Source organism: Telluria sp. ZB4P34 (assembly GCF_059686055.1).
Genome location: NZ_JCASIF010000003.1, coordinates 153,205 through 166,826 on the forward strand (window position 1 = coordinate 153,205; position 13,622 = coordinate 166,826).

The window sequence follows — 13,622 nt, forward strand, 5'->3', positions numbered from 1 at the left end:
TCTCGCTGGTGTGATCGTGTCGTTGTCTTATTCGCCGCGCAGGAAGGACCGGTACCACTTGCCGCTGCCCTTCAGGCGGCGCTGCTGGGTCGTGTAGTCGATGTGCGTCAGCCCGAAGCGCTTCAGGTAGCCTTCGGCCCACTCGAAGTTGTCGAGCAGGCTCCAGGCGAAGTAACCCTTGACCGGCACCCCGTCCTTGATGGCCGACTTGAGTGTGGCCAGGTGGCGCATCAGGTAGTGGCGGCGCTGTACGTCGTCGATCTCGCCGTCAGGCCCCACTTCGTCTGCATAGCAGGAGCCGTTCTCGGTGATGTACATCGGCCCCGGGTGATAGTCGTTCTCGATGCGCAGCAGGAGTTCCGCCAGGCCCTGCGGCGCCACTTCCCAGCCCATGTAGGTGGTTTCCACGCCGTCCGCCGGCGGCAGCACGCGCGCCGACAGCGGCGCGTGGCCAGGGTCGTGCTGGATGGTTTCGGGGAAGTAGTAGTTCACGCCGAGGAAGTCGGTTGGCACGGCGATCGCTTCCAGGTCGCCCGGCAGCACGATCGGCGCGGCGTCGCCGATGGCTTCCAGGGTCGCCTTCGGATAGCCGCGGCCGTACAGCGGGTCGAGGAACCAGCGGTAGCGCAGGCCGTCATGGCGCTCGGCGGCGGCGATGTCGTCCGGCCGGTTGCTGGCCGCGCGCACCGGGTGCAGGCTGAGGGCGATGCCGGCCTTGGCATTGCGCACGTTGGCGCGGATCAGCGGCACCGCCTTGCCGTGCGAGAGCAGCACGTGGTGGGCCACCTGCAGCGCGGTCTTGAAGTCGGTATTGCCCGGTGCGTGCCAGCCTTCGAAATTGCCGATGATCGCGGTGCACCAGGGTTCGTTGTGGGTGATCCAGTGCTGCACGCGGTCGCCCAGGCGGCGCGTCACCGCATCCACGAAAGCGAGGTAGGCGTCGACGGTGGCGCGATTGTTCCAGCCGCCGCGGTCTTCCAGGAACTGCGGCAGGTCCCAGTGGTAGAGCGTGGCCCAGGGCTGCATGCCGCGTTCGAGCATGCCGTCCACCAGGCGAGAGTAGAAATCCAGGCCCTTCTCGTTCGGCTTGCCGTCCACTTCCGAGAAGATACGCGGCCAGGCGATCGAGAAGCGGTAGGCGTTCAGCCCCATGTCGCGGGCGAGGTCGAAATCTTCCGGCCAGCGGTGGTAGTGGTCGCAGGCGACCATCCCGTTGGAACCGTCCTTGATCTTGCCCGGCGTGGCGGCAAAACGGTCCCAGATCGATTCGACCCGGCCATCCTCCTGGCCGGCGCCTTCGATCTGGTACGACGAGGTGGCGCAGCCCCACAAAAAGTCGGGGGCAAAATCGCCGCGCGAAGCTGCAGTCGGCTCTGGAGGGGTAGCTTTTGTCATGGTGTGATGTTTATGTATTCGTTACGCAAGGATATTTGGAAAGCTTTCCATTTGCAATCTAAAAAAAAGGCCGGCAAGCGGCCCTACCCCTATTTCTTTTTACTCCGCGTCGCGCCGGCAGCCCTGGTCGGTACTTTGGCGAGAGAAGCGCGCAAGGTCACGCTCACCGGGAAAGTGCGCGTCACCGGACGGTGCAGGTCGTAGCAGCGGTTGAGCAGGGCATTCAGGCCATTGAGCGTCATTTCGCGCCAGGGCATGTGCACCGAGGTCAGGCGCGGCGCCGAGAACGCGGCGCTCGGCGTGTCGTCGTAGCCGATTACCGACAGGTCGCGCGGCACGCTGATGCCGGCTTCCTGGAAGTAGGCCAGCGCGCCCACCGCCATCTCGTCGTTGGCGCAGAACAGGGCGCTGCAGGTGTAGCCGGAATCGACCAGCGCCTTGGCCGCGGACCAGCCGCCTTGGGGCGAAAAGTCGCTTTCGGCGAGCCAGACCTTGCTGGCGTCGATGCCGTCCGCCTCCAGCTCGTGCATGAAGCCGTCGATACGGGCCACGTTGTCGGCAAACGCCGCCGGACCGGAGATGACGGCGATGTCGCGGTGCTTGTAGTCGAGCAGCGTGCGGGCCGCGAGGCGTCCGCCCAGCGCGTGGTCGACCATGAAGCACTGGTCGGGGATCGCGCTGAATTCGTGGTTCAGCGCCACGATCTGGCGCTGCTTGGCGCCGAGGGCCGCCAGATCGTCATCGGTCAGCGCGCTGGTCATCATGATGATGCCGTCGCAGCCGCGCTCGATCAGGAACTCGATGCCCTCGATGGCCTGGCGGCGCGCGTCGCCCAGGCCGACGCCGAAGGCCACCACCATGTGCAGCCCGGCGGCGCGCAGCTCGGTGTCGATGATCTGCAGGATCGGGGTATAGAAGGTACCGCTCAGCACCGGGATGTAGACGCCGACCATCTGGCTGGTGCCGGACAGCAGGGCGCGCGCCGCGTGCGAGGGGCGAAAACCCAGCTCGTCGATCGCCTTGCGCACGCGTTCCAGCGTGGCCGGGGAGACCGAGCCCTTGCCGCTGACCACGCGCGAGGCGGTGCCGAGACCGACCCCGGCGAGACGCGCTACGTCCTTGATGGTTGCCACTAACGTTCCCTGTCCTGTTTGTTTAGTATTTCGATAAACACTGAAGCATACTGCATTCGTCTGACACTGGCACCTGTCTTTAGAGGCGCTGGCCGCTCGCGGGATCGAACAGCGACACCCGCGCCGCGTCGATGTCGAAGCGCACCGTCTGCCCGGTGGCCAGGGGCCGCGGGTCGTGCACGATGCTGGACAGCTGGTGGCCGCCGCAGTCGAGCCAGACGACCTGGTGGTTCCCCATCGGTTCCACCAGCGTCACCGATGCGTGCAAGGGACCGTCCGCGACCAGGTGGATGTCTTCCGGCCGCACCGCCAGCGTCACGGCGCCCGAGGGCGCCACGCAGTCCGGCGCCAGCGTCAAGGCCAGCGCACCGGCGCTGAAGCGGCGCTGTACGTCCAGTTCGCCTTCGAGCCGGCCGTCGACGAAGTTCATCGAGGGGGAACCCAGGAAGCCGGCCACGAAGCGGTTGGCCGGGCGCTCGTAGACCTCGCCCGGCGTGCCGATCTGCTGGATGCGCCCGCCCTGCATCACGACGATGCGGGTGGCAAGCGTCATCGCCTCGGCCTGGTCGTGGGTCACGTAGATCATGGTCGAGCCGAGCGCCTGGTGCAGCATCTTGAGCTCGCGCCGCAGTTCCGCGCGCAGCTTGGCGTCCAGGTTCGAGAGCGGCTCGTCGAACAGGTAGACCCCCGCTTCGCGCACCAGGGCGCGGCCGATCGCCACGCGTTGGCGCTGGCCCCCCGACAGCTGGGCGGGTTTACGGTCCAGCAGCGACTCCAGCTGCAGCATCTCGGCCGCCTTCTGCACGCGCCGGTTGATCTCGGCCCTGGGCGCACCCGAGATGCGCAGGCCGAAGGACATGTTCTTCTCGACCGTCATGGTCGGGTACAGCGCATACGACTGGAACACCATGCCGATCCCGCGCTCGCTGGGGTCGGCATGGCTCATATCAACCCCGCCGATCTCGATGGAACCGCCGGCCAGGTCGATCAGGCCTGCGATGCTGTGCAGCAGGGTCGACTTGCCGCAGCCGGAGGGCCCGAGCAGGACCAGGAACTCGCCCGGCTCGATGTGCAGGTCGAGGTCGCGGATGACCTGGTTGCTGCCGCGGGTGATGCACAGCTTGCGCAGATGGACGTTCGACATGCTTGTTAACCCTTAGCCTTTCACGGCGCCAGCGGCAATGCCGCGCACGAACCAGCGTCCCGAGATGAAGTAGATCGCCAGCGGCAGCGCGGCCGTCAGGATGGTCGCGGCCATGTTGACGTTGTACAGGCGGATGCCGGTGGTGGTGTTGATCACGTTATTCAGCTGCACCGTCATCGGCGCATTGTCGCGGCCCGCGAACACCAGGCCGAGGATGTAGTCGTTCCACACGCCGGTAACCTGCATGATGGCGGCCACCACGACGATGGGCAGCGACATCGGCAGCATCACCTGCAAAAAGATGCGCCAGAAACCGCCGCCGTCGATGCGCGCCGCCTGGAACAGCTCGTGCGGCACCGAGGCATAGTAATTCCGGAACAGCAGGGTCATGATCGGCATGCCGAAGATGACGTGCACCAGCACGATGGCCGGCAGCGAACCGAACACGCCGGCGCGCGCCATCATCCACACCAGCGGATAAATCATGACCTGCACCGGGATGAACGCGCCGGCCAGCAGCACGCCGAACAGCAGGTTGGCGCCGCGCGGCTTCCAGAACGACAGCGCATAGCCGTTGATGGCGCCCAGCAGGATCGGGATGATGGTGCTCGGCACCGTGATCGCCACCGAATTCCAGAAGCCGCCGCTGACCTGGCTCCAGGCGTTGCGCCACGGCTCGACGGTGGCCATCAGGGGCAGGGCGAACACATTGCCGCTCCTGATCTCGTCCATCGACTTGAAGGACGTGATGATCATGACGTACAGCGGCAGCAGGAAGTACAGCGCGGCGCTGAAGAGAAAAGCATACACGCCGATGCGGGCGGGGGACAGGCGCCGGCGGCGCGCGGCCGGGGCGGTGCCTGGTACGGCGTCGAAAGGCATGGCGGAAGCCTGCAAGCTGGTGTGGCTCATGCGCGTTTCCTCCGGCTGCGTGCGTAGGCATAGGGCGCCAGCAGGGCCAGCACCGGGATGAGCAGGGTGACGGCGCCGGCCGAGGCCAGTCCGATATTCGAGCGCAGGAACAGGTGATCCATGATGAACTTGGCCGGCACTTCGCTGGCCGTGCCCGGTCCGCCGCCGGTCATCGCCACCACCGCGTCGTACAGTTTCACGACGGCGGTGCACAGCAGCAGGAACACGGTGGCCACCGTCGGGCCCAGCATCGGCAGCACAAGTTGAAGGTACACCCTCCACGCGGGAATGCCGTCCAGGCGCGCCGCCTTGTAGATTTCCGGATCGACGCCGCGCAGGCCGGCCAGCATCATCGCCATCACCAGGCCCGAAGCCTGCCAGACGGCCGCGATGACGATGGTGTAGATGACCATCTCCTGGTCGATGATCCAGTCGAAGCTGAAGCTGGGAAAGCCGAGCTGGCGCACCGCGCCCTCGATGCCGGCGCCCGGCGCCAGCATCCACTGCCACACCAGGCCTGTGGCGACGAAGGACATCGCGTACGGATAGAGGAAGACCGTGCGCAGGAAGCCTTCGCCATTGACGTTCTGGTCGATGAAGGCGGCCAGCAGGAAGCCGAGCACCATGCAGGCGGCGATGAACAGCGCGCCGTAGACGGCCAGGTTGTTCAGCGAGATCAGCCAGCGTTCGTTGTCGAACAGGCGTACGTACTGGGCGGCGCCGATGAAGGTATCCGACGGGAAGGTGCGCGAGGCGGTGAACGAGGTGCGGAAGGTCCACAGCGCCGCGCCGATGTAGGCGACCAGCACCGTGAGCGCCATCGGCAGCAGGGCAAGGTGGGGACTGATTCGATGGGCGCGCAGGGTGAGCATGGGGTCAGTATTTGAGTGCGTTGGCGATGCTCTTCTGCGCGCGTTCCACCGGCATGTTGGTGTTCCAGTAGGCGGTCAGGACGTCCTGCATGGCGCCGTTCTGGTCCGGCGTCAGGTAGACCTCGGTGACGCCGGCCTGGCGTGCGCGGTCCTTCATGATCTCGATGCCCTTCTGCGCGCACAGGTCGAGCGTCGACGCGTCGACGTCGGTGCGCACCGGGATCGAGCCTTTCAGCTTGCTGAAGCTCACCTGCAGGGCCGGCTGCGACACCACCTTGGCCAGCAGCTGCTGCGCGCGCACGGCCCCGCTGTTGTCGGTGCGCGGGAAGACGAACACGTCGCCCTGGATCAGGTAGGGGGTCGATGCACTGAAGCCGGCCATGCAGCCGTAGTGCCGGCCTGCGATTTGCCCGGCATTGGTGAACTCGCCCTTGGCCCAGTCGCCCATTACCTGGAAGCCGGCCTTACCGCTGATTACCAGGGCGGTGGCGTCGTTCCAGTTGCGTCCGGGGGATCCGGCGTCCACGTAGGATTTCAAGCGCTTGAAGGCCAGCAGCACCTGACGGAATTGCGGCGACAGCAGGGTCGCCTGGTCGCGGTCGCGGAAGGCGCGCAGGTAGAGATCCTTGCCGCCCATGTTGGCTACGATCGCCGAGAACAGCACGGTTTCCTGCCACGACTGGCCGCCGTGGGCGAGTGGGATGATGCCGGCTGCCTTGAGCTTGTCGAGCGCGGCAAAGAATTCGGCCATGCTTTCCGGCTCCCGGGTAATACCGGCCTTCTGGAAGGCCGACTTCGAATACCAGAACCAGGTCTGCATGTGGATGTTCAGCGGCACCGCATAATAATGGCCCTGCACCTTGATCACATCGATGATCGGGGTGGGCAGCATCTGGTCCCAGTTCTGGGCGCGCGCAACAAGGTCGACATTGTTGAGCATGCCCGCTTCGATCACGTCGAGGAACTGCTTGGAGGTGTTGAACTGGGCCGCGGTGGGCGGGTTGCCGCCGACGATGCGGTTGATGGTCACGGCGCGGGACTGGTCGCCGCCGGCAATCGCCGTGTCGATCCACACGCCACCGGCATTGCGGTAGGCCTGGGCGACCTGCTTCACGGCGGCCGACTCGCCGCCCGAGGTCCACCAGTGGATCACTTCCGCCTTCGGCGCACCCTGTACCGGCGCGGCATGCGCAGTCGCGGCAGGCGTCATGGCGACGGCGAGCCAGGCGCAGGCTGTCGCCAGGGTGCGTGGTGTGAACATCGAGTCTCCGTTGATGCCGTTATTTTCGGTAAGTTGGAAACGTTACCATCGGCTTTGCCCGACTATAGCATCGGGTGAAATCAGGGTCAAACAAATATTGCAATTTGGATTCTTGCACACTTCGATGCCTGCAAGATCAGTTTTAACGCTTGCGCCTGTCTACCTGGGGAATTCGCAACAGACTTGTAACGGTGATTGGCTACCGGAATTTCTTGCCAGATTTTTGTCCGGCTGCACCGTGTTTGCGCAAGGAATTTGTGCGCAAGCGGTATGCCATCTGCGCGCGCGCAACTGCCGGGCACGCTTCCTTCCTATGATAAGTCTTGAATAGCCGGCGGCCCCGACACCGCGCCGGCCTTGCCGGCACGAGTTGGGAGGCAATCATGAGCGACGCAACACGCACGGCTTCGCTGGACTCCGCACCCCGGGCATCGCGCAGCGAAGCGCTCGTGCAGACCAACCTGGCGCACCTGGCGCATCCCAATGTCGCCGCTTTCCTGAAGGCGATCGCGGCAGCCGAAGGTGGGGACTATGACTTCAAGTATGGCGCGCTGAAGGGACGGGCGGATGACCGCTGGCGCTTCACTGACATGTCCACCCATCCGGGGCCGGGCATCGACGGCAAGTCCACCGCCGCCGGCATGTACCAGATCACCCGGCCGACCTGGCAGCACCATGGCGCCAAACTGGGACTGCGGGATTTTTCGCCGCGCACGCAAGACCTGATTGCCGTCGACATCCTGCGCAGCCTGGGCGTGATCGGCCTGATCGAGGCGGGACAAATCGCCGCCGTCATGCCCAAGGCGGCGCGCACCTGGGCGGCGCTGCCGATGGGGCCGGGGCAGGGCGGTCACTATCCGCCGCAGCGCCATGTCAGCTACGAGCACTTCCTTTCGGCCTACTTGCGGGCAGGCGGCGCGATTGCGTAGGATCCTGCCAGACTCCCAAGGACATTCCGGCAGTGACGCCAATCCTCAGCATGCAAGAAGACACCATCCGGCTGGGCCATCCCGGCATCGACACCTCCCTGATGTTCATCCGCTTTGCAGGCGAGGTGACGCGGCAGGGGCCTTATGTGGTGATGCGGGTGCCGTCGAATCCGGACTTCTATTCCGGGAATGCGCTGGTCCTGCGGTCCTGCCCGCGGGACGAGGACCGTGAACGCCTGGAAGCCGATTTCGCGCGCCTGGTCGGCACGCCGCCGACCATCGCGCACCGCACCTTCATCTGGCCGCCAGCGCCGGGCGAAGCACCCGTCCTCGAGGGCTTCCTGGATGCCGGCTATGCCTATGCGTCGCATCCGGTCCTGCTCCTGGAACGCGGCGGCTTGCGCGAACCGGCGCATGCCATCCCTGGCCTCGAGATCCGGCCCTTTGCCAGCGAGCGCGACTGGGCGGACTGGCGCGCGATGAACCTGCGCGAGCTGGCCGGGGTGTATCCCGAAGCCGCGCAGCACACCTTCCTCGAGGGCGAACAGGCGCAGTTCATGCGGCTGGAAGCGGCCGGCCGCGGTCACTGGTGGGGCGCTTTTCTCGACGGCTGCCAGGTCGCCCACCTCGGCCTGTATTTCGAAGGGAAGACAGGACGCTTCCAGGCGGTGCTGACCGATCCGGATTTCCGCGGCCGCGGCATCTGCTCGCAACTGCTCCACCATGTGGCCCGCCTTGGCCTGGCGCGGGCGGAGCAGCTGGTGATCGTGGCGGATGAAACCCATGGGGCGGGGCGACTGTACGAAAAGCTGGGCTTCGCGCCGCGGCTGCGCATGGCGCAGCTGATGTGGACGCCGGCGCCGGATTAAGGCCCGTCGGGGTTGCGCGACGCGCACCCATGCAGCAAGGGACGCAGCAGTTCGAAGTCGATCGGCTTGGTCAGATGGTGGTCGAAGCCGGCCTCGAAGGCGCGCTCGCGGTCTTTTTGCTGCCCCCATCCGGTGGTGGCGATCAGCGTGGTCCGCGCGCCCTGGTCCAGCTGGCGCACGCGCCGTGCCAGTTCGTAGCCGTTCATGTCCGGCAAGCCAATGTCGAGCAGGGCAAGCACGGGCGCAAAGACAGGGACCAGGGCCAGCGCCTGGGCCGCCGAATGGGCGATGCGAATCTCGCAGCCCGACCATTCGAGCGCCATCGCCAGCATCTGCGCCGCGTCCTCGTTATCGTCGACGACCAGCACCCGTATGGGGGCAGGCAGGGAGCCGGCCGGCGCTGCCGCCTCGGGAGGGACCACATCGAGCGACAGCGGCAGGCGCACAGTAAAGCTGCTGCCCTTCCCGGCGCCGGGGCTGTCCGCCGCGATATTGCCGCCATGAAGCTCCACAATGCCGCGCACCAGGGCAAGGCCGATGCCGAGTCCGTCCTTCGATCGTTCCAGTGCAGGCTCGAGCTGGGAGAACATGTCGAAGATGTTGGCCAGTGCCTCGGCCGGTATGCCGATGCCGTTGTCGCATACGCGGATCTCGGCCATGCCATCCTTGCACGCCAGCTGCAGTTCGATCAGGCCGCCGTCCGGCGTGTACTTCGCCGCATTGGTCAGCAGGTTCAGGACGACCTGGGACAGGCGCGTGGGATCTCCCTCTACCGTGACCGTCGGCGCTGCGATCGACAGGCGCAGCGTATGGCCTGCGTCCTGCATGGTGGAGGCCAGGTCCTGGGCCGCGCTGCGTACCAGCGCGCTTAGCTCGACCGGGGTGCGGCGTAGCTGCATACGCCCCTGGGTGATGCGCGACACTTCCATCAGGTCGTCCACCAGCCGTGTCAGGTGGCGCAACTGCCGGTCGAAGGCCTGCACCAGCCGGCCGTCTGCACTCTGGGCGAACTTCAGGGTGAGCACGTCGAGCGCACTGCGCATGGGTGCGAGCGGATTGCGCAGCTCGTGCGACAGCGTCGCCAGGAATTCATCCTTGCGGCGATCCGCCGCCGACAACTGCGCGTTGAGCTTCTTGAGTTCTTCCTCGGCGCTGCGGCGCGCTTCCAGGGCGGTTTCGGCCGCCTTGCGCGCGCTCAGCAATTCGCGCTCGTAGGCCCGGCGCTCGGACGCCTTGAAGAAGGCCCAGTGGTCGACGTTCCGGTCCCCGGCCAGGCGCCGTACGATATTGACCAGTACGGGCAGGCGTTCCTGGCTGCGGGTACGCAGGTCGACCTGGATCTCCGCCACCGAGCCCTGCACCTCCAGGATCGGCTGGCAATGGGTGTGATAGAACAGGCGCGCACCGACCGGCAGCAGGTCGCGCATGCGCACCTTGCCCACCAGTTCTTCATGCGCGTAGCCCAGCCAGGTGCAGGCCGTGCCGTTGGCCCGCAGGATGACGCCGTCGGCGGCGGTGAGCACCAGCGCGCAGGCCGCATCGTCGAACAGGCGTTCGCCTGAAGGAAGGTCAGGCGGCACCGGTGTCAGCGCAGGGTTTGCGCGAGGAATTGATCGATGGCCTGCGAGCTGGCTGTCGGCGCGCTCATGTGCGGGCAGTGGCCGACGTTGTCGATGACGTGCAAAGTGCTGGACGGCAGCTGCCGTTGCAGGAATTCGCCCACGGCCAGGGGGGCCACCAGATCCTCGCTGCATTGCAGGATCAAGGCCGGGACCGTCGACTTCGGCACGTCCGCACGGTGATCGGAGGTGAAGGTCACGCGGGCGAAGTGCTTAGCGATCTCGGGATCGTTGCGGCAGAAGCTGCTGGTCAGTTCCTCGCGCAGCGCCGGTTGTCCGGGCGCGCCCATGATGGCCGGCGCCATGCTGCTCGACCAGCCGAGGTAGTTCGCATCCATCGTTTCCAGCAATTCCTCGATGTCCTCGTGGCTGAACCCGCCCACATAGTCGCCATCGTTGATGTAGCAGGGCGATGGTCCCACCATGACCTGCGCCACGAATTTTTCGGGCGCCTTGATCGTGGCCAGCATGCCGATCATGGTGCTGACCGAGTGGCCGACGAAGATGACAGGTCCGGTCGCGAACGCGTCGAGGATCTCGAGCAGGTCGTCGGCGTAGCCATGCAGGCTGCCGTACTTCGTACGGTCATAGGCCGACAGGTCGGAGCTTCCACTGCCGACCAGGTCGAACGAGATGGTGCGGAAACGGTCCTGGTAGCCTGGTGCGAGGAAGCGCCACATGGTTTGGTCGCAGCCAAATCCATGCGCGAACACCATGGATGCAGCACCATTTCCGGACACTCGGACGTTGTTGCGAAGCTGGATATCGGAGCTCATCGTAGCCGTTAGAAAAAATTTAACAATTTATTATAGCGTGTTAATGATTAGAAAACCTGCACGGCTGACCTAGCATTGTCCCGATTTGGCAATGGTTCACCTTGGTATCCCGGCTCGTCCGCATTGCCACAGCGCAAAACAATAAGCCCAACCGGATGGGCTGGGCTTATTGCCGCTTACTTCGTGCCGACGACAGACATCGAACCCGCATCACAAGTTGTGCGAGTAGGGCAAAGCAAGTTTCAGGCTCGGCATGATCAGCTCTTCCTTACTCAAGATACGAACCGCAAGGATGAAGTGTTCGACCAGAGGTCACGCGGCTCCAGTGACAGTGCGACGATGCAGAAAGAAACCGTTGAGCGTAAGGCGGCCTCGTTCCGGGTCCTTCGACAAGCGTTCCGGATGGTCGATCTGCCCCGAATGAAGAATCCCTCCATCATAAAAAATAGCGCGGTTGTAGGCGGCAGGAGCTGTACCGATCTGCTCAAAATAGTCATTGCTGGAAGTAAGGTAGCCGGGCGGCCCACCGAGAAGCCGGCTGAACGCCTCTCCGCTTAACGCACGGGCCTTCACATTGAGGTCGGCCATCTCCTCCGGCAGTCTACGGGGCTTGTAGAAACTCGTACCGCCAAGGCCCGGATCACGGAACAAGTACAGAACCATGGCGGCCATCGCCTCGCCAGACTGCGGGTCGATACGTCGTGAGCCAACCATCATGTCTTTATGGCACATGCGCTGAAGCGGTTGCAAGCTCTCTGCAGGTTTGGTCACCATGGAAAGTCGGCTTGCAGCCTGCAATGTACGCCGCCCGCCCAACAGACGCCGTATATGCAAGGTAAAGAACTCGCTGAGCAGTGCCGTAAAGTCCGACGGCATGGCCACCTCGGGCCCGGGGAAGTAATTCCCGCCATCGACAGCGAAGGCAGCACGTCTTGTAGCCGCAAACGCCAGCATGTCTTCAGGCTTGAGCAGAAAGTCGTCGATGACCACGCATGGTTTACAGCCAGGTAGTGCAATGGTCCGAACGAGGGGACGCGGATTGAACATTGTCGTAGTCAAGAGGTTGAAGCGTGCAAGAAACAAGATTATCAGTTCATTAATTGCACAGATAGTATCATTTCTCTATTGCTACTACCGCGTTACCATTTGCAATCGCAGCATGTCGGGAACGACCGCTCCCGGCCGCTGCTGCCGCTCAGTAGCGGAAGCTGTCGACGTTTTGCAGACGCATGGAGGAAGCTACCGGCTGGGTCACATGGTGCTTATTTAGACCGCATGAAGCAAAAAGCCCAGCCATGAGGCTGGGCAAATGCTTGATGATACTGGTGCCGGCTGCAGGACTCGAACCCGCCACCTGATGATTACAAATCAACTGCTCTACCTGATGAGCTAAGCCGGCTTAATCTTGAAACAACGATTATACGCTATTTGATGCGCGTCAACGTCGGACGCCCGCCCTTCTTCGGCGGTTCGTCATCGCCATCCGGCGAAGCAAGGGTTTCATCCGCCGGCGTCTCCGCCTTGCCCGGTACTGCCGACAAGGACGGCGCCCCCGCTTCTTCGGTCGCGGACGAAGGCGCCATCTCCGCCGCCGTCACGTTCACCTCGAAGGCCATGCCCTGGCCATTCTCGTTCGCGTAGATCGCCAACACGTTCGCCACCGGAATATACAGCTCGCGCGATACGCCATTGAAGCGCGCCCGGAAGTGGATCGCGTCGTTGTCCATCTTGAGGCCCGAGGTGGCGCCGTAGCTGATGTTCAGGATGATCTCGCCCTTGCGGACGTATTCCATCGGCACCGTCGTGGCGGCGTCGACCTTGACCGCAAGGTAGGGCGTGTAGCCGCTGTCCGTGCACCATTCGTAGATGGCGCGCAGCAGGTAGGGCTTGGTGGAGATCTCTGACATGGGTGTGATTAAAAAAGCAAACCTGTTCGTGCGCGCCAGTGTAACGGATTCGCCCGGATGACGTCCGAAAACCGGCGCATATCGAATCGATGCGGCATCCTTCGATGCGGCATGCGGGCGCGAAGATACGCCCGCAGCGCACATCAGCGGCGCATCACCTTCTCGGACGGGGTCAGCGCTTCGATGTAGGCTGGGCGCGAGAAGATGCGCTCGGCGTACTTCATCAGCGGGGCCGCGGTCTTGGACAGCTCGATGCCGTAGTGGTCCAGGCGCCAGAGCAGCGGGGCAATTGCCACGTCCAGCATCGAGAACTCGTCGCCCAGCATGTACTTGTTCTTCAGGAACAAGGGGGCCAGCGTGGTGAGGCGGTCGCGGATTTCCGAACGGGCCTTGTCGTGGCTCTTGTCGTTGGTCTTGTTGCGCTCGCTTTCCAGCACGTGGACGTGGACGAACAGTTCCTTCTCGAAGTTGAACAGCATCAGGCGGGCACGGGCGCGCATCAGCGGGTCGGCCGGCATCAGCTGCGGGTGCGGGAAGCGTTCGTCGATGTACTCGTTGATGATGTTCGATTCGTACAGGATCAGTTCGCGCTCGACGAGGATCGGCACCTGGCCGTAGGGGTTCATCGTCGAGATGTCTTCCGGCTTGTTGAACAGGTCGACGTCGCGCACCTCGAAGTCCATGCCCTTTTCGAACAGGACCAGGCGGCAGCGTTGGGAGAACGGGCACGTGGTGCCGGAGTAGAGAACCATCATGGTTTATAGTTCCTTAAGAAACAATGGGGTGAAGCGCCAGGATCGTTAGC

At 64.1% G+C, this 13,622-nt stretch carries 13 protein-coding genes and 1 tRNA gene; 2 read left to right on the top strand and 12 right to left on the bottom strand.

Features of this window, described 5'->3' with window-relative positions:
- Positions 1-27: 27 nt before the first annotated feature.
- From AC56KL_RS07600 to AC56KL_RS07625, 6 genes are all read right to left on the bottom strand, one after another.
- Positions 28-1,395: a GH1 family beta-glucosidase gene (locus AC56KL_RS07600; protein WP_497179560.1), complete on the bottom strand. Its 1,368-nt coding sequence runs from the start codon at positions 1,393-1,395 to the stop codon at positions 28-30.
- Positions 1,396-1,484: 89 nt separating this feature from the next.
- Positions 1,485-2,528, bottom strand: coding sequence for a LacI family DNA-binding transcriptional regulator (locus AC56KL_RS07605; RefSeq protein ID WP_497179561.1), 1,044 nt, complete (start codon positions 2,526-2,528; stop codon positions 1,485-1,487).
- Between the two features lie 79 nt (positions 2,529-2,607).
- Positions 2,608-3,672 carry an ABC transporter ATP-binding protein gene (locus tag AC56KL_RS07610; protein ID WP_497179562.1) on the bottom strand — a complete coding sequence of 355 codons (1,065 nt, stop codon included), beginning with the start codon at positions 3,670-3,672 and terminating at the stop codon, positions 2,608-2,610.
- 12 nt (positions 3,673-3,684) lie between these two features.
- Complete coding sequence (locus tag AC56KL_RS07615; protein ID WP_497179802.1) at positions 3,685-4,554, bottom strand: carbohydrate ABC transporter permease; 870 nt, start codon at positions 4,552-4,554, stop codon at positions 3,685-3,687.
- 26 nt (positions 4,555-4,580) lie between these two features.
- Positions 4,581-5,456, bottom strand: a complete 876-nt coding sequence (locus AC56KL_RS07620; protein ID WP_497179563.1) for a carbohydrate ABC transporter permease — start codon at positions 5,454-5,456, stop codon at positions 4,581-4,583.
- 4 nt (positions 5,457-5,460) lie between these two features.
- On the bottom strand, positions 5,461-6,717 hold the full coding sequence (locus tag AC56KL_RS07625; protein ID WP_497179564.1) for an ABC transporter substrate-binding protein: 1,257 nt from the start codon (positions 6,715-6,717) through the stop codon (positions 5,461-5,463).
- Between the two features lie 383 nt (positions 6,718-7,100).
- Here AC56KL_RS07625 and AC56KL_RS07630 point away from each other — a divergent pair, with 383 nt between their 5' ends.
- Both AC56KL_RS07630 and AC56KL_RS07635 read left to right on the top strand, forming a co-directional pair.
- Complete coding sequence (locus tag AC56KL_RS07630) at positions 7,101-7,646, top strand: lysozyme family protein (RefSeq protein ID WP_497179565.1); 546 nt, start codon at positions 7,101-7,103, stop codon at positions 7,644-7,646.
- A gap of 50 nt (positions 7,647-7,696) precedes the next feature.
- On the top strand, positions 7,697-8,515 hold the full coding sequence (locus tag AC56KL_RS07635) for a GNAT family N-acetyltransferase (protein ID WP_497179566.1): 819 nt from the start codon (positions 7,697-7,699) through the stop codon (positions 8,513-8,515).
- On the opposite strand, the gene AC56KL_RS07640 is transcribed toward AC56KL_RS07635, so the two are convergent.
- From AC56KL_RS07640 to AC56KL_RS07665, 6 genes are all read right to left on the bottom strand, one after another.
- Positions 8,512-10,095, bottom strand: coding sequence for a hybrid sensor histidine kinase/response regulator (locus AC56KL_RS07640; RefSeq protein ID WP_497179567.1), 1,584 nt, complete (start codon positions 10,093-10,095; stop codon positions 8,512-8,514). The two genes, AC56KL_RS07635 and AC56KL_RS07640, sit on opposite strands and share 4 nt — an antisense overlap.
- A gap of 5 nt (positions 10,096-10,100) precedes the next feature.
- Positions 10,101-10,850 (bottom strand): alpha/beta fold hydrolase, encoded by a 750-nt coding sequence (locus AC56KL_RS07645; protein ID WP_497179568.1) that lies wholly within the window; start codon positions 10,848-10,850, stop codon positions 10,101-10,103.
- Between the two features lie 372 nt (positions 10,851-11,222).
- Positions 11,223-11,957 carry a DUF6445 family protein gene (locus tag AC56KL_RS07650; RefSeq protein WP_497179569.1) on the bottom strand — a complete coding sequence of 245 codons (735 nt, stop codon included), beginning with the start codon at positions 11,955-11,957 and terminating at the stop codon, positions 11,223-11,225.
- Between the two features lie 276 nt (positions 11,958-12,233).
- A tRNA-Thr gene (locus AC56KL_RS07655) sits at positions 12,234-12,309 on the bottom strand.
- A gap of 25 nt (positions 12,310-12,334) precedes the next feature.
- On the bottom strand, positions 12,335-12,817 hold the full coding sequence (locus AC56KL_RS07660; protein ID WP_497179570.1) for a ClpXP protease specificity-enhancing factor: 483 nt from the start codon (positions 12,815-12,817) through the stop codon (positions 12,335-12,337).
- 143 nt (positions 12,818-12,960) lie between these two features.
- Complete coding sequence (locus AC56KL_RS07665) at positions 12,961-13,572, bottom strand: glutathione S-transferase N-terminal domain-containing protein (protein ID WP_036252914.1); 612 nt, start codon at positions 13,570-13,572, stop codon at positions 12,961-12,963.
- Positions 13,573-13,622 lie beyond the last annotated feature (50 nt).